We start from the raw sequence: 21240 nt of genomic DNA, 5'->3' as shown, positions 1-21240 counted from the left end.
GGCATGACCACTCCCGGCGCACCGCGCACCGCCCGCGTGCAGCGCGAGACGAGCGAGTCCAGCATCGACCTGTCGGTGAACCTCGACGGCACGGGCGTGAGCGACATCGAGACCTCGGTGCCGTTCTACGACCACCTCCTCACGGCGTTCGCCAAGCACTCGCTCACCGACCTCACGGTGCGGGCGCGCGGCGACATCGAGATCGACGTGCACCACACCGTGGAAGACGTGGGCATCGTGCTCGGGCAGGCCATCCGTGAGGCGCTTGGCGACAAGCGCGGCATCTCGCGATACGGCGACGCCCTCGTGCCCCTCGACGAGGCCCTCGCGCAGGCCGTGGTCGACATCTCGGGACGCCCGTTCCTCGTGCACACGGGCGAACCCGCGGGCTTCGAGTTCCACCTCATCGGCGGTCACTTCACGGGTTCCATGGTGCGCCACGTCTTCGAGGCCATCGCGTTCAACGCCGGGCTCACCGTGCATGTCACGGTGCTCGGCGGTCGCGATCCCCACCACATCGCCGAGGCCGAGTTCAAGGCGTTCGCGAGGGCGTTCCGCCAGGCGAAGGCGCTCGACCCGCTCGTCACCGGCATCCCGTCGACCAAGGGCGCGCTGTGACGGGTGCGAAGCGCGTCGTCGTGCTCGACTACGGCTCGGGCAACGTGCACTCGGCCGCCAAGGCGCTCGAACGCGCGGGCGCCGAGGTGCAGGTGACCGCCGACCGGGCCGCCGCCCTCGAGGCGGACGGCCTCCTCGTGCCCGGCGTCGGCGCCTTCGCCGCCGTGATGGAGCAACTGCGTGCCGTTCGCGGCGACGAGATCATCGACCGCCGGCTCGCCGGTGGCCGCCCGGTGCTCGGCATCTGCGTGGGCATGCAGGTGCTCTTCGAGCGCGGCGTCGAGCGAGGGGTGGACTCCGAGGGGCTCGGCGAGTGGCCCGGCGTCGTCTCCGAGCTGCCGTCGCCCGTGCTGCCGCACATGGGCTGGAACACCGTTCGCCCCGACGAGGGCTCCGTGCTCTTCGACGGCATCGAGCGCGAGCGCTTCTACTTCGTGCACTCGTATGCCGCACAGCAGTGGCTGCTCGACGTCATGCCGCCGTTCCCGAAGCCCCGGCTCACTTGGGCCGAACACGGTGCGCCGTTCCTCGCCGCCGTCGAGAACGGCCCCTTGACGGCGACGCAGTTCCATCCCGAGAAGTCCGCCGAAGCCGGCATCCGGCTGCTCGGGAACTGGCTCGGCTCGCTCGCCTGAGCGGGGCGTCATCCGCCGACGGCCTCGCCGCGGCGGCGCTAGGATGCTGTGACTGTGCCGCTGTGGCGCTTCACAGCCACTGATACGAGGACAGTGATGAGCGAGTTCAACAAGACCCCCCGTCTGGTGCTGCTTCCGGCGGTCGACGTGGCGGGCGGCAAGGCCGTGCGCCTCACGAAGGGCGAGGCGGGAACCGAGACGAACTACGGCGACCCCGTCGACGCTGCGACCGACTGGGCCGACCAGGGCGCCGAGTGGATCCACCTCGTCGACCTCGACGCGGCATTCGGTCGGGGATCCAACGCCGGCATCCTGAAGAAGGTCATCCGCCAGGTCCGTGGCGTGAACGTCGAGCTGTCGGGCGGCATCCGCGACGACGAGTCGCTCGAGCACGCCCTCGAGATCGGCGCGAAGCGCATCAACCTCGGCACCGCCGCGCTGGAGAACCCCGAGTGGGCGGCATCCGTCATCGCGCAGTACGGCGAAGCCGTCGCCGTCGGGCTCGACGTGCGCGGCACGACGCTCGCGGCACGCGGCTGGACGCAGGACGGCGGCGACCTCTGGCACGTGATGGACCGGCTCGAGGAGGCGGGCGCGGCCCGCTACGTGGTGACCGACGTGACGAAGGACGGCACGCTGCAGGGCCCCAACCTCGACCTGCTCCGCCAGATCATGGATCGCACGCACCGCCCGGTCGTCGCCTCCGGCGGCATCTCGAGCCTCGACGACATCGCCGCGCTGCGCGAGCTCGTGCCGCTCGGCCTCGAGGGCGCGATCGTCGGCAAGGCGCTGTACGCGGGCGCCTTCACGCTGCCCGAGGCGCTGGATGTCGCCGGGCACTGACCCCGAGCACGGGCACGGGCACGGGCACGGGCTTGGCGGTGCGGATGCCGCGCCGGCGGGTTCCAGGCCGAACGCCGCCGACTCGGCGGGCGTGCCGTGGGCGGGCCGCTCGTTCCAGCCGAACGCGCACGCCGCCGACGACGGCCGCGCTCCCGAACGACTCGCCGCCGCCATCCGCCGGTTCCGCTCCGGCGACGGCGGGCAGGGTGACGTGGTCGCCGAGTTCGGCCGGTCCCGACTCCTGATCCCACTCCTCGCCCAGCTCGGCGACGGCGGGACCGAGATCGGCGAGCACGGCCTCGCGATCGACAAGAGCCAGGAGCTCTCCATCGTCACGGTCGAGGGCCCGGACGGGCGCCGCGTGCTGCCGGTGTTCGCCTCGGTCGAGGCGATGTCGCGATGGAATCCCAGCGCCCGTCCGGTGCCGGCCGACGGCGTGCGGGTGGCGCTCGCCGCAGCCGACGACGGGACGGACCTGGTGGTGCTCGACCCGGGCTCGCCGAGCGAGTTCGTGCTGCGCCGCCCGGCGGTCTGGGCCGTGGCGCAGTCGCAGCCGTGGCATCCGCCGTTCGACTCGGTCGAGGTGCGCGACGCCTTCGAGCGCACGATCGCGACGGAGCTCGCCGTGCTCGGCGTCGACCTGCTGCCCGGCGATCCCGACGCCCGTCTCGCCGGGCCCGAGCTCGTCGTGCGCCTGACGCTCGTCTCCGGCCTCAGCCGGCCCGAGCTCGACGCCGTGCTCCAGCGGCTGGCCGCCCGCTGGGCCGCCGACGACGCGATCGCCACCCTCGTGGACTCGCTGACGGTTCGGATCGTCGCCGGGCCCGACGCCACCACGGCGGTCTGAGCTCCGAGGTGCGCTGGCGGCATCCGCTTCGTTGACCGGATGTCGCGGCCGGAGCAGAATCGAGGAGGCGCGCCCGCGCGCGCGGAATCGCAGGTGTCACGTGGTCGACCCGAACGAGCAGCCCGCCGATGCCGACGGAGCCTACGGACCCGTGCTCGATATCGCCGATCGGTACGCACGAGAATGGCTGTCGCGCGTCGGGGAGCGGCCGATCCCGCCGAGGCTCGGCCTCGAGGAGATCAAGGACCGCCTCGGTCGTGCACTGCCCGAGTCGGGCGAGCCCGCGACCGAGGTGATCGAGCGGCTCGCGGAGGGCGCCGAGCCGGGCATGATCGCCATCGGCTCGCCTCGCTTCTTCGGTTGGGTGATCGGCGGCACGCAGCCGGTGGCGCTCGCCGCCGACTGGCTGGTGTCGACCTGGGACCAGAACACCGCACTGCGCACCATCACCCCGGGCGCCGTCGCGGTGGAGGAGCTCGCGGAGGAGTGGGTCGTCGACCTGCTCGGGCTTCCGGAGGGGAGCCAGGTCGGGTTCGTGACGGGCGCCACGATGGCGCAGTTCACGTGCCTGGCGGCCGCCCGCGACGCGGTGCTCCGCGACGCCGGCTGGGATGTGGAGACCGCCGGCATGGCGGGCGGACCGCCGATCCGGTTCATCGTGGGCGAGGAGCGGCATGGCACGGTCGACCTCGCCGGCAGGTACCTCGGGCTCGGGAGCCCGGTGGTCGTGCCGAGCGACGAGCAGGGTCGCATCCGCGTCGACGCGCTGCGGGAGACCCTCGCGGCGGGCTCCGGGCCGGCGATCGTGCTCCTGCAGGCCGGCAACATCCACTCGGGCGCGTTCGACGACTTCAGGCCGGCGATCGCGGCGGCGCACGAGGCGGGTGCCTGGGTCCACGTCGACGGCGCATTCGGCCTGTGGGCGGCCGCCTCGCCGCGGCTGCGACCTCTCACGGCCGGCATGGAGGCCGCCGACTCGTGGTCGACCGACGCCCACAAGACGCTCAGCGTGCCCTACGACTGCGGCCTCGCGATCGTGCGCGATGCCCGGCCGATGCACGGCGCGCTCAGCATGCAGGCGAGCTACCTGCAGGCGACCGAGGTCGGCGCCGACCCGCACGAGAAGGTGCCCGAGCTCTCGCGGCGGGCGAGGGGCGTGCCCACCTGGGCGGTGCTGCGCTCGCTCGGCCGGTCGGGAGTCGCTGCGCTCGTCGAGCGGTTGGCGGATGCCGCGAGCGGCATCGCCGAGGGTGTCGCGGCGCTGCCCGGCGTCGAGGTGCTCAACGACGTCGTGTTCACGCAGGTCTGCATCGCCCTCGACAGCGGCGCGGCGACCGAAGCGCTCAGCGCACGGCTCTGGGACGACGGGGAGGTGCTCGCGATGACCTCGAGGTGGCACGACCGGGCGGTCGTGCGGTTCTCGGTGAGCAACTGGCAGACGGATGCCGCGCAGGTGCGCCGCACGGTCGACGCCGTCGCGCGCGCGCTCGCCTCGGTGCGGGCCGAGCAGGGGTGACGGCTGTTCCGAGCCCGACGTCAGGGGCATCCGGTTGAATGGAGGCATGGCCGAGGCGTTGCACGCGTTCTCGCCCGCGACCCGGGCGTGGTTCACCGAGTCGTTCACCGCGCCCACGAGCGTGCAGCGCGAGGCCTGGGGGGCGATCGCACGCGGCGACCACGCGCTCGTCGTGGCCCCGACCGGGTCGGGCAAGACCCTCGCCGCATTCCTCTGGGCCATCGACCGGCTGCATGCGTCCGGAGCCGATGCCGAGACGACGGGCACGAAGGTGCTCTACCTCTCGCCGTTGAAGGCCCTCGGCGTCGACGTCGAGCGCAACCTGCGCGCACCGCTCGTGGGCATCGCCCGCACCGCGGCCGCGCACGGACTCGAGGTGCCCGAGGTGAGCGTCGGCGTGCGCTCGGGCGACACCCTGCCGGCCGAACGGCGCTCGCTCGTGGCGCACCCGCCCGAGATCCTCATCACGACGCCCGAGTCGCTGTTCCTCATGCTCACGTCGGCGGCGCGCGAGACCCTGCGCGGCGTCGAGACGGTGATCGTCGACGAGATCCACGCCCTCGCCGGCACGAAGCGGGGTGCGCACCTCGCGCTCTCCCTCGAGCGGCTCGACGCGATCACCGCGAGTCCGGTGCAGCGCATCGGCCTGTCGGCCACGGTCCGTCCCCACGAGGAGGTGGCGCGGTTCCTCGCCGGCACGCGTCCGGTGAGCATCGTCGCGCCGCCGAGCGGCAAGCGGTTCGACATCCGGGTGACGGTGCCGGTCGACGACCTGTCCGACCTCGCGACCGAGTCGGGGTCGGGCTCGGTGTGGCCGCACGTCGAGGCGGCGATCCTCGACGAGGTGCTCGCCCACCGGTCGACGATCGTGTTCGCGAACTCGCGTCGCCTGGCGGAGCGGCTCACCGCGCGGCTGAACGAGCTGTGGGCCGAGCGGCAGGCCGAGCCCGTGGAGGCGATGGCGGAGCTGACGGCCCTCGGATCGGTCGGCGCGCTGGACCCCGTGGAGGCGGTGGAGCCGGTGGCCGTCGGGGCGGGCGATGGCCTCAGGCCCGCCGAGGCGGCCGACGGTCCGCTGCCGGTGCGACGCCCTCCGGCACAGGCGGTCGGCGCGTCGGGCATCACCGGCGGGGCTGCGCCCGTGCTCGCGAGATCCCACCACGGCTCGGTCAGCAAGGAGGAGCGTGCGCTCGTGGAGGCCGACCTGAAGGCCGGCCGCCTGCGGTGCGTGGTGGCGACGTCGAGCCTCGAGCTCGGCATCGACATGGGCGCGGTCGACCTGGTGATGCAGGTGGAGTCGCCGCCGTCGGTCGCGAGCGGGCTCCAGCGCATCGGGCGCGCCGGGCACCAGGTCGGCGAGATCTCCAAGGGCGTCGTCTTCCCGAAGCACCGCGCCGACCTCCTGCACTGCACCGTGGTCGCCGAGCGCATGGTCGCCGGCGCGATCGAGGCGATGCGGGTGCCGACCAACCCGCTCGACGTGCTCGCGCAGCAGACCATCGCGGCCGCCGCCGTCGACGAGTGGGACGTCGAGGGCTGGTTCGACCTGGTGCGCCGCGCCGCGCCGTTCGCCACACTGCCCCGATCGGCGTACGACGCGACCCTCGACCTGCTCGCCGGTCGGTACCCCTCCGACCGGTTCGGCGAGCTGCGGCCCCGCATCGTCTGGGACCGCGACGCCGGCACGATCGTCGGGCGACGCGGCGCGCAGCGGCTCGCGGTCACGAGCGGCGGCACCATCCCCGACCGCGGCATGTTCGGCGTGTTCATGATCGGCGAGGCCGGCCCCGGCCGCCGCGTCGGCGAGCTCGACGAGGAGATGGTCTACGAGTCCCGGGTCGGTGACGTGTTCGCGCTCGGAGCGACGAGCTGGCGCATCCAGGAGATCACGCACGACCGCGTGCTCGTGGCACCGGCGTTCGGAGAGCCCGGCCGCCTCCCGTTCTGGAAGGGCGACGGCATCGGCCGGCCGGCGGAGCTCGGCGAGGCCATCGGCGGCTTCGTCACCGAACTGGCCAACGCGGCACCCGACGCGGGCGTGGCACGAGCGCGCACCGCCGGACTCGACGAGCGCGCGGCATCCAACCTCGTCGCGTTCATCGCCGACCAGAAGGCCGCCACTCGTGTCGTGCCCGACGCCACGAACCTCGTCGTCGAGCGGTTCCGCGACGAGCTCGGCGACTGGCGCATCGTGCTGCACTCGCCGTACGGCATGCGGGTGCACGCGCCGTGGGCGCTCGCCGCCGGCGCCCGCGTGCAGGAGCGCTTCGGCGTCGACGCGAACGCGGTGGCGAGCGACGACGGCATCGTGCTGCGCATGCCCGACACGTCCGACGAGCCACCCGGTGCCGAGCTGTTCACCTTCGAGTCGGCCGAGCTCGTCGAGCTCGTCACGCAGCGCGTGGGCGACTCGGCCCTGTTCGCGTCACGCTTCCGCGAGTGCGCCGCACGCGCGCTCCTCCTGCCGCGCATCAACCCGGGCCGGCGTTCGCCGCTCTGGCAGCAGCGGCAGCGTGCGTCGCAACTGCTCGAGGTCGCGCGCGACTTCCCCGACTTCCCGATCATCCTCGAGGCGGTGCGCGAGTGCCTGCAAGACGTCTACGACCTACCGGCGCTCACGAGCCTCACCGAGCGCGTCGCGGCGCGCCGGGTGCGGTTCGTCGAGGTCACCACCGAGACGGCGAGTCCGTTCGCCTCGAGCCTGCTCTTCGGCTACGTGGGCGCCTTCATGTACGAGGGCGATGCGCCGCTCGCCGAACGCCGTGCCGCCGCGCTCTCGCTCGATCCCGCGTTGCTGGCGGAGCTGCTGGGCACGGTCGAGCTGCGCGAGCTCCTCGACCCCGAGGTGGTCGAAGAGACGGAGCGGATGCTGCAGCGGCTCGTCCCCGATCGCGCCGCCCGCGGCGACGAGGGCGTCGCCGACCTGCTCCGCGAGCTGGGGCCGCTGACGGCGGCCGAAGTGGCCGTGCGATCCGATGGCGAGACGGATGCCGCGGCGGCCCTGGCGACGCTCCTCGGCGCTCGACGCGTGGCCGAGGTGCGCTTCGCGGGCACGACCTGGTTCGCGGTCGTTGAAGACCTCAGCCGCCTGCGCGACGCCCTCGGGGTGCCGATCCCGCCCGGACTGCCCGAGGTGTTCGGCGAGCCCGTGCGCGATCCTCTCGGCGACCTCGTGAGCCGGTACGCCCGCACCCACGGGCCGTTCACTGCCAACGCGGTCGCGGCACGCTTCGGCATCGGGCCCGTCGTCGCGACCTCGACGTTGGCCAGGCTCGCGGGGGAGCGCCGCGTCGTGGAGGGCGAGTTCCTGCCGCACGGCGCCGGCGCCGAGTGGTGCGACAGCGAGGTGCTGCGCCGCATCCGCCGCCGCTCGCTCGCCGCGCTCCGCAACGAGGTCGAGCCGGTCGCGCCGCGCGAGTATGCGCGATTCCTGCCCGACTGGCAGCACGTGGGCGGGCGGCTCCGGGGCGTCGACGGGTTGGCGGCCGTGATCGAGCAGCTCGAGGGGGCCCGCATCCCCGCGTCGGCGTGGGAGTCGTTCGTGCTCCCGGCACGAGTCGCCGACTACCGGCCGACCATGCTCGACGAGCTCACCGCCTCGGGCGAGGTGGTGTGGACCGGGCAGGGATCGCTGGCCGGTGACGACGGCTGGGTGAGCCTGCATCTCGCCGAGACGGCCGAGCTCACGCTCCCCGCCCCGGCGGCCGCGCCGCTCGATCCGCTCGAGACCGAGCTCCTCGCGGTGCTCGGCGGGGGAGGCGGCTACTTCTTCCGGCAGCTGGTGGAGGCCGTCGGCGCGAGCGACGAGCAACCCGTCATCGACGCGCTCTGGCGTCTCGCCTGGGGCGGCCTGGTGACCAACGACACGTTCGCGCCGCTTCGCGGACTCGTGGCCGGACGCGGCGCGCACAAGACCGCCGCGGCCACACCGAGGGCGAGGTTGCGGGGCGGGTCGCTGTCCCGCCGTTCGCTCGCCGCGAGCGTGCAGTCCGCCCGCACGGCGACCGCCCGCGCGAATCCGCCGAAGGTCGCGGGCCGCTGGGCCGTGCTGCCCCTCGCGAGCTCAGCCGCCACGCCGCGAGCGCACGCGCTCGGCGAGACGCTCCTCGAGCGCTACGGGGTGGTGACGCGAGGCTCCGTCGTCGCCGAGGGCGTGCTCGGCGGCTTCGCCCTCGCCTACCGCTCCCTCTCGGGCTTCGAGGAGACCGGGCGCGTGCGACGCGGCTACTTCATCGACGGGCAGGGCGGTGCCCAGTTCGCCTCGACGTCCGCGGTCGATCGCCTTCGCAGCGCCCCGCGCGGCCATGCCGTCGCCCTCGCCGCCACCGACCCCGCGAACCCGTTCGGCGCCGCCCTCGACTGGCCGGAAGTGGGGGAGGGTGGCCACCGCCCGGCGCGGAAGGGCGGCGCGTTCGTCGCGATCGTCGACGGCGAGGCCGTCTTCTACCTCGAGCGCGGCGGTCGCACCACGCTCGTCTTCACCGACGACGTCGACGCGCTGGCCGCGGCGGCGGCCGCGCTCGCCGAGGCGCTCAGCCGCGCCGGCTCGCCGAGGCTCCGCATCGAGACGGTCAACGGGCAGGTCGTCTACGGATCGGTGCTCGAGCCGGCGCTGCGCGCCGCGGGCTTCCGCGAGACGCCGAGGGGACTCCGGTTCGATGCCAGAGGGTGACACCGTCTACCAGGCGGCGCGCCGGCTCGATGCCGCCTTGGCCGGGCAGCCCGTCAGCCGTACCGACATCCGCGTGCCGGCCTTCGCGACCGTCGACCTCTCGGGCCAGACGGTGCACTCCGTGGCCAGTCGCGGCAAGCACCTGCTGATGCGCATCGGCGACGCCGTGCTGCACACGCACCTGAAGATGGAGGGCGAGTGGCGGGTGCACCGTCCAGGTGAGAAGTGGCGCCGGCCCGCGTGGCAGGCACGTGCGATCGTGGAGACGCCGACGGCCGTGGCCGTGGGGTTCGACCTTGGACTCGTCGAGGTCTTCCCAGCCGCCGAGGAGGCGGCTCGGCTCGCCTACCTCGGCCCCGACCTGCTGGGCGCCGATTGGGATGCCGTCGAGGCGGTGCGGCGCATCGAAGCCGCACCCGACGTGCCGATCGCCGTGGCGCTCGGCGATCAGCGCAACCTCGCCGGGCTCGGCAACGTCTACGTCAACGAGCTGTGCTTCCTCCGCGGCATCCGCCCGACCAGGCCGGCCGGCGAGGTGGAGGCCGCACCGCTCGTCGACCTCGCGTCGCGGGTCATCCGAGCCAATCGCGATCGCATCGCCCGCACCACGACCGGGGTCGACCGTCGCGGCGAACGGCTCTGGGTGTACTCGCGCGCCGGGCAGCCGTGCCGGCGCTGCGGCACGCGCATCGAGCACGGCCTGCTCGGTCGCAACGACGTCGAGTTGCGCGACTCGTGGTGGTGTCCGAACTGCCAGCGGTGACCGTCAGGTGACCGGGCCGGTCCACTTCTCGCCGGGGCCCTGGCCGATCGGATCGGGGATGACCGACGCCTCGCGGAAGGCGAGCTGCAGTGAACGCAGACCGTCGCGCAGCGACCGCGCGTGCATGTCGCTGATCTCGGGGGCTCCCGCGGTGATGAGCCCGGCGAGGGCGTTGATGAGCTTGCGCGCCTCGTCGAGGTCGACCTGCTGGTCGGGGTCGTCGGCGAGCCCGACCTTCACGGCGGCGGCGCTCATGAGGTGCACGGCGGCGGTCGTGATGATCTCGACGGCGGGCACCTCGGCGATGTCACGGGTCGCGCCCTCGACGGTGGACTCGGCTGAACTGTCGCTCACGGACTTCCTCTGTTAGACTACTGCGGGCCCGGGGCCAGTCCCCGGTACGAAAGTGGAGATTCTCCCACCCGCGCATACCGCTTCATCAAGGTTACCGGGTCGATTGCACTCCGCTTCCACGCTGATGGGTGACCAGCAGCGGGGGAGTAGACAGGGTGCCGCAGTGATTTGCCGGTGTGATTCCGTGCGAGCCTGCGTGGATCTTCCGCTCTCGTCGACGGGCGGCATCCGCCTCCCGTCGAGCGAAACAGCTTGAGTAGAGGAGTACACGCATCAGCGATCCCCGTACCAACGACCGTATCCGCGTCCCCGAGGTCCGTCTCGTGGGACCTGGCGGAGAGCAGGTCGGCGTCGTGAAGATCGAGGTGGCCCTGCGGCTCGCGCAGGAGGCCGATCTCGATCTCGTCGAGGTCGCACCGAACTCCAAGCCTCCGGTCGCCAAGATCATGGATTACGGCAAGTACAAGTACGAGGCTGCGCAGAAGGCGAAAGAGGCCCGGCGCAACCAGGCGAACACGATCCTCAAGGAGGTTCGGTTCCGCCTCAAGATCGACAAGCACGACTACGAGACCAAGATGAAGCGCGCCGTCGGCTTCCTGAAGACCGGCGACAAGGTGAAGGCCATGATCCTCTTCCGGGGCCGCGAGCAGTCGCGCCCCGAGATGGGTGTCCGCCTCCTGCAGCGCTTCGCGGAGGACGTGGCGGAGTTCGGCACGGTCGAGCACAACCCCACGATCGACGGCCGCAACATGGTCATGGTCATCGCGCCCCTGAAGAACAAGTCCGAGGCCAAGGCCGAGGCGAATGCACAGCGTGCTGCGGCGAAGGTGCGACCGGCGGCGGATGCCCCGGACGAGCCCGAGACGCAGTCGGCCGACGCCACCGAGGCGTAGGCCAAGCACCCCCGTCCGCCACGAGTTGGCGGCAGAACCAAGGAGAACAACCAGATGCCGAAGCAGAAGACCCACTCCGGGTCCAAGAAGCGCTTCAAGATCACCGGCAGCGGCAAGATCAAGAAGCAGCAGGCCGGGATGCGCCACAACCTCGAGCTCAAGGCTTCGAAGCGCAAGGCCCGTCTGAACCAGGACAAGGTCGTGTCGGCCCCCGACGCCAAGGTCATCAAGAAGCTTCTCGGCCGCTGAGCCGCGAGACCCGTTAAGGAAGAAACAGAGTCATGGCAAGAGTGAAGCGGGCGGTCAACGCCCACAAGAAGCGCCGGGTCATCCTCGAGCGCGCCGAGGGTTACCGCGGCCAGCGTTCGCGTCTGTACCGCAAGGCGAAGGAGCAGGTCACCCACTCCCTCGTCTACTCGTACAACGACCGTCGCAAGAAGAAGGGCGACTTCCGTCGCCTCTGGATCCAGCGCATCAACGCCGCCTCGCGCGCGAACGGCCTCACGTACAACCGCCTCATCCAGGGCCTCGGCCTTGCGGGCATCGAGGTCGACCGCCGCATCCTCGCGGAGCTCGCCGTGAACGAGCCCACGACCTTCGCGGCACTCGTCGAGACCGCCAAGCAGGCGCTCCCGGCCGACACCTCGGCTCCGAAGACCGCCGCGTAAGGCGCGTCCTCCGTCACGAACGGCTCGGCACCCCTGGGGTGCCGGGCCGTTCGTCGTCTGTTCCGCCCGCGGACCCCGGCCGATGCGAGACTGTCGAGACTGGATCGAATCCGACGACGGGAGCAGCTGGATGGGTGTGGGATCCGCCGACGTGTACGACGTGGCGATCATCGGGGCGGGGCCGGCCGGCACGGCCGCGGCACTGCGGGCGGCCGAGCTGGGTGCCGGCGTGGTGGTGCTCGAGGCGGACCGCACCGGCGGCACCTGCGTGAACTCGGGCTGCGTGCCGACGCGCGTGCTCGCGAAGACGGCCCGCCTCATGCGCGAGGTGCGCACGGCCGACGAGTACGGCATCACGGTGTCACGGCAGCGCATCGACTGGCCGTCCACGGTCGCCCGGGTGCGGAGCACGGTGGACCGGGTCCGGTCGATCAAGCGCGAGGCGGAGCGGTTCGCCGAGGCCGGCATCGACCTCCTGCTCGAGGGACGGGCGACCTTCGCTGACGAGCACACCCTCGTCCTCGAGAGCGGGCGCCGCATCGAGGCGGCCTCGATCATCGTCTGCGTCGGCGGGCACTCCCGGCGTCTTCCGATCCCCGGGGCCGAGCTCGCGACCGTTCCCGACGAGGTGCTCGACCTTCCGCGGCTTCCCGACCGGGTGGCGGTGATCGGCGCGGGGAACACGGGCGCCCAGCTGGCCACCGTGTTCGCCGCCTTCGGCTCGGACGTCACGCTGCTCGATGTCGCGCCCAGGGTGCTGATGGCCTCCGACCCGTCGATCTCGGAGGCGGTCGCGGCGGCCTTCGAGGAGGACGGCATCCGCGTCCGGGTCGGCATCGACGGCGTCGACGCGGTCCGCAGGCGCGACGACGGGCGGCTCGACCTCGACTGGCGGGCGGCGGCCGCGCCGGAATCCGATGCCTTCGACGCCGTGGTGATGGCGACGGGCTGGCCGGCGCGGGTCGACGACCTCGGGCTGGATGCGATCGGCGTCCGGGTCGAACGATCGTCGATCGTCGTCGACCAGTACTTCCGCAGCTCCGTCTCGCAGATCTTCGCGGTCGGCGATGCGACCGGCCGTGACATGCTGGTGCAGGCTGCGCACTTCGAGGGCGAGGCGGCCGCCGAGAACGCCGTGCTCGGCGCGAACCGGCGGACCCCTCACCACCTGCTCCCCGCCGGCGGATTCACCGACCCCGACTACGCGGGCGTGGGGCTGACCGAGCCCGAGTGCCGCGAGCGCGACCCGCGGTGCGTCGTCAGCCGCGTCGACTACTCGGAGCTCGAGCGCGCCGTCATCGACGATCGCGAGCGGGGCTTCCTGCTCCTGATCGCCGACCGACGTCGTGAGCTCATCCTCGGGGCGCACGCCGTCGGCGAGAACGCGGTCGAGGTGATCCAGTCGGTGACCACGGCGATGGCGGCCGGGGTCGACGTGGCGACGCTGGCGAGCGTGAAGTTCGCCTACCCGACCTACAGTGCGCTGATCGGCCTCGCGGCACGGCGACTCCTCGCTGCGTAGGCAGGCCCTCCGAGGGCGCCCCATAGACTTGCATCATGCTCGAGAACCCCAGGTCCCCGCGCGTCCGAGGGGTCGCCAAGCTCGCGAAGAAGTCCGCTCGGGTGGAGAGCGGGCTGTTCCTCCTCGAGGGCCCGCAGGCGGTCGCGGAGGCCCTCAGGTTCCGGCCGCACCTCGTCGTGGAGCTGTATGCGACGCCGACGGCGGTCGAACGCCATCCCGAGATCGCTCGCGCCGCCGACGAAGAGGGCCTCGACCTCGAGTTCGTCACCGAGGAAGTGCTCGACGCGATGGCCGACACGGTCACGCCGCAGGGCTTCATCGCGGTGTGCCGGCAGTTCCCCACTGCGGTGAAGGACGTCTTCGGGGCGTCGCCCAAGCTCGTGGCGATCCTCGAGGAGGTGCGGGATCCCGGCAACGCCGGCACGATCGTGCGAGCAGCGGATGCCGCGGGCGCCGACGCGGTGGTCTTCACGGGCCGCGCGGTCGACCTGTACAACCCGAAGGTGGTGCGCAGCTCGACGGGTTCCATCTTCCACGTGCCCGTCGCGGTCGGCGCCGACCTGCAGGACGTGCTCGAGCGCGCGAGGGCGGCGGGGCTCACGGTGCTGGCCGCCGATGTCAAGGGCGACGACCTCCTGTCCGCCCGCCGCGAGGGCGTCCTCGAGCGTCCGACCGCCTGGCTGTTCGGCAACGAGGCGCACGGCCTGCCGGACGAGCAACTGGCCCTCGCCGACCGTGTCGTGACCGTGCCGATCTACGGTCACGCCGAGTCGATGAACCTCGCCACCGCGGCATCCGTCTGCCTGTACGAGAGCGCCTTCGCACAGCGCAGCGCGGGTCACGAATAGGTAACCACCGCACCGAACCGCCGCGTCGTTGGTTGTCGCCCGGATGCCGCGCCCCCTAGTTTGGGGGATATGGAGCCAACCCAGCCGGCGCCGCCGACGTCGAACATCTCAGTGCGTCGCGGCGAACCCCTCGTCGTCATCGACCACGTCGAGAAGCACTTCGGCGACCTGCATGTGCTGAACGACATCAACACCACCGTCAATCGGGGCGAGGTGGTGGTCGTGATCGGGCCGAGCGGCTCGGGCAAGTCCACGCTGTGCCGCGCCATCAACCGGCTCGAGACCATCGACTCCGGCACCATCACCATCGACGGCGAGCGGCTTCCCGAGGAAGGCGCCCAGCTCGCGAAGCTCCGCGCCGACGTCGGCATGGTGTTCCAGTCGTTCAACCTCTTCGCGCACAAGACCGTGCTCGAGAACATCACGCTCGCCCCGATCCGCGTGAAGAAGCAGTCCCGCAAGGCGGCCGATGCGAAGGCCATGGAGCTCCTCGACCGGGTCGGCGTGGCGAACCAGGCGAAGAAGATGCCGTCGCAGCTGTCGGGGGGCCAGCAGCAGCGCGTCGCGATCGCCCGCTCGCTCGCGATGAACCCGAAGCTCATCCTCATGGACGAGCCGACGAGCGCGCTCGACCCCGAGATGATCAACGAGGTGCTCGACGTGATGGTCGGGCTCGCCCAAGACGGCATGACGATGATCGTCGTGACCCACGAGATGGGCTTCGCGCGCAAGGCGGCCGACCGGGTGCTGTTCATGGCCGACGGACGCATCGTCGAGGAGGCCGCGCCGGCGCAATTCTTCGACCATCCCGAGTCGGATCGCGCGAAGGACTTCCTCTCGAAGATCCTCGAGCACTAGACCTGCGCTGCCACGAGCGGCGAGGAACCACCCAGAGAGAAGAGGCAGAGACATGAAACGGATGAGATTCGCACTCGTCGCGGCCGCAGCCGCGTCGGCGCTCGTGCTCGCGGGCTGCGCAGGCGGCGGCGGAGACACGGCGGAGGAGACGCCCACGGCGGCGCCCACGTTCGAGGCCGGCACGACGATGGCCAAGCTCTCGGAAGCGGGCAAGATCACCGTCGGCACGAAGTTCGACCAGCCGCTCTTCGGACTCAAGGGCCCGTCGGGCGACCCCGAGGGGTTCGACGTCGAGATCGCCAAGATCATCGCGTCCGAGCTCGGCATCGACGAGGAGAACATCGAGTGGACCGAGACCGTGTCGGCCAACCGTGAGCCCTTCATCGAGAACGGCCAGGTCGACATCGTCGTGGCGACGTACACGATCAACGACAAGCGCAAGGAGGTCGTCTCCTTCGCAGGTCCGTACTACATGGCCGGACAGTCGATCCTGACGCTCGCCGACAACGACGACATCGAGAGCGAGGAAGACCTCGTCGGCCAGCCCGTCTGCTCGGTCACCGGGTCCACGCCCGCGGCGAACCTCAAGGAGCTCGGCGCCGAGGTCATCGAGACCGACACGTACAGCAACTGCCTCGAGCCGCTTCGCAGCGGCCAGGTCGTCGCCGTCTCCACCGACAACGTCATCCTCGCGGGCCTCGCCGCCCAGAACGAGGGCGAGTTCAAGGTCGTCGGCAAGCCGTTCACCGAGGAGCCCTACGGCATCGGCCTCGCGAAGGACGACACCGACTTCCGCATGTGGATCAACGACGTGCTCGAGAAGGCCTACGAAGACGGGCGCTACGAGCAGGCGTGGGAGTCCACCGCCGGAGCGGTGCTGCCCTACGTCGACCCGCCTGCCGTCGACCGCTACTGATCGGAGCGCGGCCCGGGCGACCATCGTCCGGGCCGCGTCCCACCCCCAACCGACCGGAACGGAGACTCGTGGACGCCGTCATCGAGAACCTGCCGACCTACTTCGAGGGCTTCAGGATGACCCTGCTGCTGCTCGTGGTGAGCGGCATCGCGGCACTCGTCATCGGCACGATCATCGCGTCGATGCGCATCTCGCCCGTGGGCTCGCTCCGGGTCTTCGCCACGGTCTACACCGAGCTCGTGCGCAACACGCCGCTGACCCTCGTGCTGTTCTTCTGCGCGATCATCCTGCCCTACCTCGGTTCCGAGCTCACCTACGTGACGGCCGCCATGATCGGCCTGTCGGTGTACACCTCGCCGTTCGTCGCCGAAGCGCTCCGCTCGGGCATCAACGGCGTGCCGATCGGCCAGGCCGAGGCCTCCCGCAGCGTGGGGCTCGGATTCACCCAGACGGTCGGGCTCGTCGTCATGCCGCAGGCCTTCCGCATGACCATCCCACCACTCATCAACGTCTTCATCGCGCTCACCAAGAACACCTCGGTGGCGGGCGGATTCTTCGTCTTCGAGCTCTTCGCGGCGACGCGTGAACTCGCGAACGCGAACGGCGACGCGGTGATCGCGATCCTCCTCGGCGCCGCGACGCTCTATCTCGTGATCACCGTGCCCCTCGGCATCCTCGCCGGACAGCTCGAACGGAAGTGGGTGGTGCAGCGATGAGCAGCTCGTCGGTCCTCTTCGACGCACCCGGCCCGAAGGCGCGCCGGATCTCGCTGATCGCGTCGATCGTCGCGGGCGTCGTCATCATCGCGGGCATCGTCTGGATGATCTGGACGCTCGCCCAGCCCCGCGAGAGCGGCGGCATCACGCTTCCGGGGTTCTTCGACCCCAGTCGCTGGGACATCTTCGCCGATCCCGAGGTCTGGCAGTTCATCATCGTCGACGGCGTGCTCGCCACCCTGCGGGCGGCGCTCGTCGCATCGGTCTTCGCGATCGCGCTCGGCATCCTCTTCTCCCTGCTCCGCAGCGCCGAGGCGGCCTGGATCCGCATCCCCACCACGGTCGTGCTCGAGTTCCTCCGCGGCATGCCCGTGCTGCTGATGATGCTGTTCATCCTGCTGGTGCTCAACACCGGCGCCTTCTGGGCCGTCGTCGCCGCGCTCAGCCTGTACAACGGCGCGCTCATCGGCGAGGCCCTCCGCGCCGGCCTCGCCGCCCTCCCGCGCGGCCAGCGCGAGGCGGGGCTCAGCCTCGGCATGCGCCCGCTGCAGTCCAAGATGCTCGTCGAGTTCCCGCAGGCGTTCCGGCAGATGCTGCCGATCATCGTCGCGCAGCTGGTGGTGCTCCTGAAGGACACGTCGCTCGGCTACATCGTCGGCTACAGCGAACTCCTGCGCACCAACATGAACGTGCTGGGCAGCTACTACGGCAACCGCTACCTGTTCTCGCTCTTCGTGGTCACGCTCGTGCTGTACCTCACCATGAACCTGCTGCTGTCGTGGTTCGCGCGCTGGCTCTCGAAGCGCACGTCGAGCCAGTCGGCGGGCAAGCGACTCGACCCCGAGGACGCCAGCCAAGCGCTCCTGGTCGCCGAGGCGACGGCTGCGGCGCGCGAGTCCAGGCGGCCATAGCGACAGACGCCCGGATCGAGGACCGCGACGTCCACGGGTCGATGAATCGACCGGAGTCGCTCGTGACCGCCCGCTAGACTCGTTCCTTGTGTCCGAGCCCCGTGAAATCACCGAGCAGGCCGTCGAGTCGGCCGTCGATACCGCGCTCGCGGCGATCGCCGCGGCCGCCGACTCCGCCGCGCTGAAGACCGTCCGCGCAGAACACACGGGGGAGAAGTCCACCCTCGCGCAGCTGAACGCCGAGCTCCGCAACGTGCCGAACGACCAGAAGGCCGCGCTCGGCAAGCTCGTCGGCGGCGCTCGTGGCCGCGTCAACCAGGCGTTCGCCGCCCGTGAGGCCGAGATCCTCGAGGCCGAGGCCGCCGCCCAGCTCGCGGCCGAGGCGGTCGACGTCACGGCACTGCCGTCACGGTACCGGCCCGGCGCGCGGCATCCGCTCGCCCTCCTGCAGGACCGGGTGTGCGACGTCTTCACCGGCATGGGCTGGGAGATCTCCGAGGGCCCCGAGGTCGAGAGCGAGTGGTTCAACTTCGACGCACTGAACTTCGATGCCGACCACCCGGCGCGGGCCATGCAGGACACGTTCTTCGTGGACCCGCCCGAGGCCCATCTGGTGCTGCGCACCCACACCAGCCCGGTGCAGGTGCGGTCGATGCTCGAGCGCGAGGTGCCGATCTACGTGCTCGCCCCCGGGCGGGTCTACCGCACCGACGAGTTCGATGCGACCCACCTGCCGGTGTTCATGCAGTTCGAGGGCCTCGCCGTCGACAAGGGCCTCACCATGGCGCACCTGAAGGGCACCCTCGACCACTTCGTGAAGTCGATCTTCGGCGACGAGGCGAAGGTGCGCCTGCGCCCGAGCTTCTTCCCGTTCACCGAGCCCAGCGCCGAACTCGACTTCTGGCACCCGACCTTCAAGGACGGGCCGCGCTGGATCGAGTGGGGCGGTTGCGGGATGGTGCACCCCAATGTGCTGAAGGCCGCCGGCATCGACCCCGAGGTCTACACGGGGTTCGCGTTCGGCATGGGCATCGAGCGCGGGCTCATGCTGCGCAACGGGGTGCAGGACATGCGGGAAATGGTCGAGGGAGACGTCCGGTTCTCCCAGCAGTTCGGAATGGTGGTCTGACCCATGCGAGTGCCGCTCAGCTGGCTCGCCGAATACGTCGAACTCGTGCCGGGCACGACTCCTGAAGATGTGCATGCCGCCCTCGTGCGGGTCGGTCTCGAAGAGGAGGACGTGCATACGTTCGAGCTCCAGGGGCCGATCGTCGTGGGCGAGGTCCTCGAGTTCGTCGAGGAGCCGCAGTCCAACGGCAAGACCATCCGCTGGTGCCAGGTTCGGGTGGCGCCCGATGGCGAGGCCGCGGCCGACGGCGGCGACGCCGTGCACGGGATCGTCTGCGGCGCACGCAACTTCTTCGTCGGCGACAAGGTCGTCGTCACCCTGCCCGGCGCGGTGCTGCCCGGCCCCTTCCCGATCGCCGCGCGCAAGACGTACGGGCACGTGTCCGACGGCATGATCGCCTCCGCGCGTGAGCTCGGCCTCGGCGAGGACCACGACGGCATCCTTCGCCTCTCGACGCTCGGCATCGACGCGCCCGTCGGCACCGACGCCATCGCGCTCCTCGGGCTCGACGACGCCGCGGTCGAGATCAACGTCACGCCCGACCGCGGCTACGCGTTCTCCATCCGTGGCGTGGCGCGCGAGTACGCCCACGCCACGGGCGCGACGTTCCGTGACCCGGTCGAGCAGTCGGGGGCGGTGGATGCCACGCTCGACGGCTTCCCCGTTGAGATCCGCGACGAGGCGCCCATCCGGGGCCGCGTCGGCTCGGCCGTGTTCGCGACGCGCATCGTGCGCGGCGTGGATCCGACTCGCCCCACCCCGCCGTGGATGGTCGCGCGGCTGAAGCTCGCCGGTATCCGCTCGCTCTCGGTGCTCGTCGATATCACGAACTACGTGATGCTCGAGCTCGGGCAGCCCATCCACGGGTACGACCTCGACCGTCTCCGGGGCGGCATCGTGGTGCGTCGCGCGACGCCGGGCGAGAAGCTCACCACCCTCGACGGCAAGGAGCGCACGCTCCACGTCGAAGACCTGGTCGTCACCGACGACCGCGGCCCGATCGGGCTGGGCGGCGTCATGGGCGGGGCCGAGACCGAGATGGACGACTCCACGCGGAACGTGCTCATCGAGGCGGCGAACTGGGACCCGGTGTCCATCGCGCGCACGGCACGACGCCACAAGCTGCCGAGTGAAGCGGCCAAGCGCTACGAGCGCGGCGTCGACCCCGAGATCGCGGCCTCCGCGGTGTCCCGCGTCGCGCAGCTCATGGCCGACCTCGCCGGCGGAACCGCCGACGCAGGTGGTTCCCTCATCCACGAGGCCCCGGCCCGCGGCGCGATCCTGCTGCCCGACGGGTACGTCTCGGGGCTCATCGGCGTCGAGTACTCCGACGATGAGGTGCACGACGCGCTCGCCGAGGTGGGCGGCGCGGTGACCCGTGTCGAGGGCGGGTTCGAGGTCGTGCCGCCGTCCTGGCGCCCCGACCTCACGGGCCGCGCCGAACTGGCGGAGGAGGTGGCCCGGCTCGCCGGTTACCACCGCATCCCGTCGGTGCTCCCGGTCGCGCCGCCCGGACGCGGCCTCACCCGTTCGCAGCGCATCCGGCGCCGGGTCGCCGACACGCTGGCGGCCGCCGGATCCACCGAGGTGCTGTCGTTCCCGTTCGCCACCGAGGCCGAGAACGCGCGGTTCGGCAGCGCCGGCGGTTCGCCCGTGGCATCCGTGAAGCTCGCCAACGCGCTCGACGCGAGCACCGCGCTCATGCGCCGGTCGCTGCTTCCCGGGCTCATCGCGGCGGCGAAGCGCAACCGTTCTCGCGGACTCGTCGACGTGTCCCTGTTCGAGCTCGGCACCGTGTTCCTGCCCGAGGTCGGCCGCATCTACGGTTCACCGGCGCTGCCGCTCGGGGACGCGCGTCCGAGCGACGCCGAGCTCGAGACCCTCCAGGCCGGCATCCCGCCGCAGCCCCGTCACGTGGGCGTGCTCGTCGTGGGCGACGTCGTCCCGAAGCAGCCGGGCGTGACCGCCGTGCCCGCCGGCATCATCGACGCGCTCGACGCGGTGCGAGAGATCGCCCTCGCCGTCGGCGCCGAGATCGAGATCGTGCAGGGCTCGCATCAGGCACTGCATCCCGGTCGCACGGCCGAGCTCCGTGTCGGGGGCCGCACGGTCGGCTTCGCCGGCGAGCTGCTGCCCGCCGTGGCGGAAGCGGCCGATCTGCCGCGCGTCGTCGCGGTCGCCGAGCTCGACCTCGACGCGGTCATCGCGCTCACCGAGCCCGGACTCGAGGCCGGACAGATCGGCACGTACCCCGCGGCGACGCAGGACCTCTCGCTCGTCGTGGCCGCCGACGTGCCGGCGGCAGCGGTGGCTGCCGCAGTGCGAGAGGGCGCCGGGGAGCTGCTCGAGCACGTGCAGCTGGTCGACGACTACCGCGGCTCGGGCGTGGCCGACGGCTCGAAGAGCCTGACCTTCGCCCTGCGGTTCCGCGCCGCCGACCGCACGCTCACGGCGGCGGAGGCCAGCGAGGCGAAGCTCGCCGGCGCCGGGCTCGCCGCCGAACGCGTCGGGGCCACGCTCCGGGAGTAGTC

The 21240-nt window shown here is 71.5% G+C and carries 19 protein-coding genes; 18 read left to right on the top strand and 1 reads right to left on the bottom strand.

The features are described from left to right. The first annotated feature begins 3 nt into the window (after positions 1-3). From hisB to J2X63_RS00125, 7 genes are all read left to right on the top strand, one after another. The gene (gene hisB, locus J2X63_RS00155; protein WP_309972650.1) at positions 4-618 is read left to right on the top strand and encodes an imidazoleglycerol-phosphate dehydratase HisB; all 615 of its coding nucleotides are present in this window, start codon (positions 4-6) and stop codon (positions 616-618) included. Further along, positions 615-1253 carry an imidazole glycerol phosphate synthase subunit HisH gene (gene hisH / locus J2X63_RS00150; RefSeq protein ID WP_309972648.1) on the top strand — a complete coding sequence of 213 codons (639 nt, stop codon included), beginning with the start codon at positions 615-617 and terminating at the stop codon, positions 1251-1253. The genes hisB and hisH overlap by 4 nt, the downstream gene beginning before the upstream one ends. A gap of 96 nt (positions 1254-1349) precedes the next feature. Continuing rightward, on the top strand, positions 1350-2096 hold the full coding sequence (gene priA / locus J2X63_RS00145) for a bifunctional 1-(5-phosphoribosyl)-5-((5-phosphoribosylamino)methylideneamino)imidazole-4-carboxamide isomerase/phosphoribosylanthranilate isomerase PriA (protein WP_309972646.1): 747 nt from the start codon (positions 1350-1352) through the stop codon (positions 2094-2096). Further along, entirely contained in the window at positions 2080-2943 is an 864-nt protein-coding gene (locus tag J2X63_RS00140; protein ID WP_309972644.1) for an SseB family protein, read from the top strand. The genes priA and J2X63_RS00140 overlap by 17 nt, the downstream gene beginning before the upstream one ends. 100 nt (positions 2944-3043) lie before the next feature. Then, complete coding sequence (locus J2X63_RS00135; RefSeq protein WP_309972642.1) at positions 3044-4459, top strand: pyridoxal-dependent decarboxylase; 1416 nt, start codon at positions 3044-3046, stop codon at positions 4457-4459. A 46-nt stretch (positions 4460-4505) separates the two neighbouring features. Further along, on the top strand, positions 4506-9131 hold the full coding sequence (locus J2X63_RS00130; protein ID WP_309972640.1) for a DEAD/DEAH box helicase: 4626 nt from the start codon (positions 4506-4508) through the stop codon (positions 9129-9131). Further along, entirely contained in the window at positions 9118-9894 is a 777-nt protein-coding gene (locus J2X63_RS00125) for a DNA-formamidopyrimidine glycosylase family protein (protein WP_309972638.1), read from the top strand. Before J2X63_RS00130 ends, J2X63_RS00125 begins: the two co-directional genes overlap by 14 nt. Before the next feature lie 3 nt (positions 9895-9897). Here J2X63_RS00125 and J2X63_RS00120 read toward each other — a convergent pair whose 3' ends face one another. Further along, positions 9898-10248: a DUF1844 domain-containing protein gene (locus J2X63_RS00120; RefSeq protein WP_309972637.1), complete on the bottom strand. Its 351-nt coding sequence runs from the start codon at positions 10246-10248 to the stop codon at positions 9898-9900. 272 nt (positions 10249-10520) lie between these two features. On the opposite strand from J2X63_RS00120, the gene infC reads away from it, so the two are divergent. The 11 genes from infC (at position 10521) to pheT (ending at position 21238) form a co-directional block, all read left to right on the top strand. Then, positions 10521-11141 (top strand): translation initiation factor IF-3, encoded by a 621-nt coding sequence (gene infC, locus J2X63_RS00115; protein WP_309977739.1) that lies wholly within the window; start codon positions 10521-10523, stop codon positions 11139-11141. Between the two features lie 54 nt (positions 11142-11195). Further along, a complete protein-coding gene (rpmI, locus tag J2X63_RS00110) occupies positions 11196-11390 on the top strand; it encodes a 50S ribosomal protein L35 (RefSeq protein ID WP_309972635.1) in 195 nt (64 codons plus the stop codon). A gap of 32 nt (positions 11391-11422) precedes the next feature. Further along, positions 11423-11809 (top strand): 50S ribosomal protein L20, encoded by a 387-nt coding sequence (rplT, locus tag J2X63_RS00105; RefSeq protein ID WP_309972633.1) that lies wholly within the window; start codon positions 11423-11425, stop codon positions 11807-11809. Positions 11810-11939: 130 nt separating this feature from the next. Then, a complete protein-coding gene (locus J2X63_RS00100; RefSeq protein WP_309972631.1) occupies positions 11940-13331 on the top strand; it encodes an NAD(P)/FAD-dependent oxidoreductase in 1392 nt (463 codons plus the stop codon). A 35-nt stretch (positions 13332-13366) separates the two neighbouring features. Further along, positions 13367-14179: an RNA methyltransferase gene (locus tag J2X63_RS00095; protein ID WP_309972629.1), complete on the top strand. Its 813-nt coding sequence runs from the start codon at positions 13367-13369 to the stop codon at positions 14177-14179. Between the two features lie 69 nt (positions 14180-14248). Further along, positions 14249-15037: an amino acid ABC transporter ATP-binding protein gene (locus J2X63_RS00090; protein WP_309972627.1), complete on the top strand. Its 789-nt coding sequence runs from the start codon at positions 14249-14251 to the stop codon at positions 15035-15037. Positions 15038-15089: 52 nt separating this feature from the next. Next, complete coding sequence (locus J2X63_RS00085; protein ID WP_309972626.1) at positions 15090-15953, top strand: glutamate ABC transporter substrate-binding protein; 864 nt, start codon at positions 15090-15092, stop codon at positions 15951-15953. A 68-nt stretch (positions 15954-16021) separates the two neighbouring features. Further along, the gene (locus J2X63_RS00080) at positions 16022-16669 is read left to right on the top strand and encodes an amino acid ABC transporter permease (RefSeq protein ID WP_309972625.1); all 648 of its coding nucleotides are present in this window, start codon (positions 16022-16024) and stop codon (positions 16667-16669) included. Further along, positions 16666-17580 carry an amino acid ABC transporter permease gene (locus J2X63_RS00075; RefSeq protein ID WP_309972624.1) on the top strand — a complete coding sequence of 305 codons (915 nt, stop codon included), beginning with the start codon at positions 16666-16668 and terminating at the stop codon, positions 17578-17580. The genes J2X63_RS00080 and J2X63_RS00075 overlap by 4 nt, the downstream gene beginning before the upstream one ends. 88 nt (positions 17581-17668) lie before the next feature. After that, positions 17669-18709 (top strand): phenylalanine--tRNA ligase subunit alpha, encoded by a 1041-nt coding sequence (pheS, locus tag J2X63_RS00070; protein WP_309972622.1) that lies wholly within the window; start codon positions 17669-17671, stop codon positions 18707-18709. A 3-nt stretch (positions 18710-18712) separates the two neighbouring features. After that, on the top strand, positions 18713-21238 hold the full coding sequence (pheT, locus tag J2X63_RS00065) for a phenylalanine--tRNA ligase subunit beta (protein WP_309972619.1): 2526 nt from the start codon (positions 18713-18715) through the stop codon (positions 21236-21238). The last annotated feature ends 2 nt before the right edge of the window (positions 21239-21240 follow it).

The sequence above is a fragment of the Agromyces sp. 3263 genome (genome assembly GCF_031456545.1).
GTDB lineage: Bacteria > Actinomycetota > Actinomycetes > Actinomycetales > Microbacteriaceae > Agromyces.
This window is presented reverse-complemented; position numbering and strand designations above follow the sequence as displayed.

Coding starts and splice junctions, on each gene's coding strand:
- hisB (WP_309972650.1), top strand. CDS start 4: ATGACCACTCCCGGCGCACCGCGCACCGCCCGCGTGCAGCGCGAGACG.
- priA (WP_309972646.1), top strand. CDS start 1,350: ATGAGCGAGTTCAACAAGACCCCCCGTCTGGTGCTGCTTCCGGCGGTC.
- J2X63_RS00140 (WP_309972644.1), top strand. CDS start 2,080: ATGTCGCCGGGCACTGACCCCGAGCACGGGCACGGGCACGGGCACGGG.
- J2X63_RS00130 (WP_309972640.1), top strand. CDS start 4,506: ATGGCCGAGGCGTTGCACGCGTTCTCGCCCGCGACCCGGGCGTGGTTC.
- J2X63_RS00125 (WP_309972638.1), top strand. CDS start 9,118: ATGCCAGAGGGTGACACCGTCTACCAGGCGGCGCGCCGGCTCGATGCC.
- rpmI (WP_309972635.1), top strand. CDS start 11,196: ATGCCGAAGCAGAAGACCCACTCCGGGTCCAAGAAGCGCTTCAAGATC.
- rplT (WP_309972633.1), top strand. CDS start 11,423: ATGGCAAGAGTGAAGCGGGCGGTCAACGCCCACAAGAAGCGCCGGGTC.
- J2X63_RS00100 (WP_309972631.1), top strand. CDS start 11,940: ATGGGTGTGGGATCCGCCGACGTGTACGACGTGGCGATCATCGGGGCG.
- J2X63_RS00095 (WP_309972629.1), top strand. CDS start 13,367: ATGCTCGAGAACCCCAGGTCCCCGCGCGTCCGAGGGGTCGCCAAGCTC.
- J2X63_RS00090 (WP_309972627.1), top strand. CDS start 14,249: ATGGAGCCAACCCAGCCGGCGCCGCCGACGTCGAACATCTCAGTGCGT.
- J2X63_RS00085 (WP_309972626.1), top strand. CDS start 15,090: ATGAAACGGATGAGATTCGCACTCGTCGCGGCCGCAGCCGCGTCGGCG.
- J2X63_RS00075 (WP_309972624.1), top strand. CDS start 16,666: ATGAGCAGCTCGTCGGTCCTCTTCGACGCACCCGGCCCGAAGGCGCGC.
- pheT (WP_309972619.1), top strand. CDS start 18,713: ATGCGAGTGCCGCTCAGCTGGCTCGCCGAATACGTCGAACTCGTGCCG.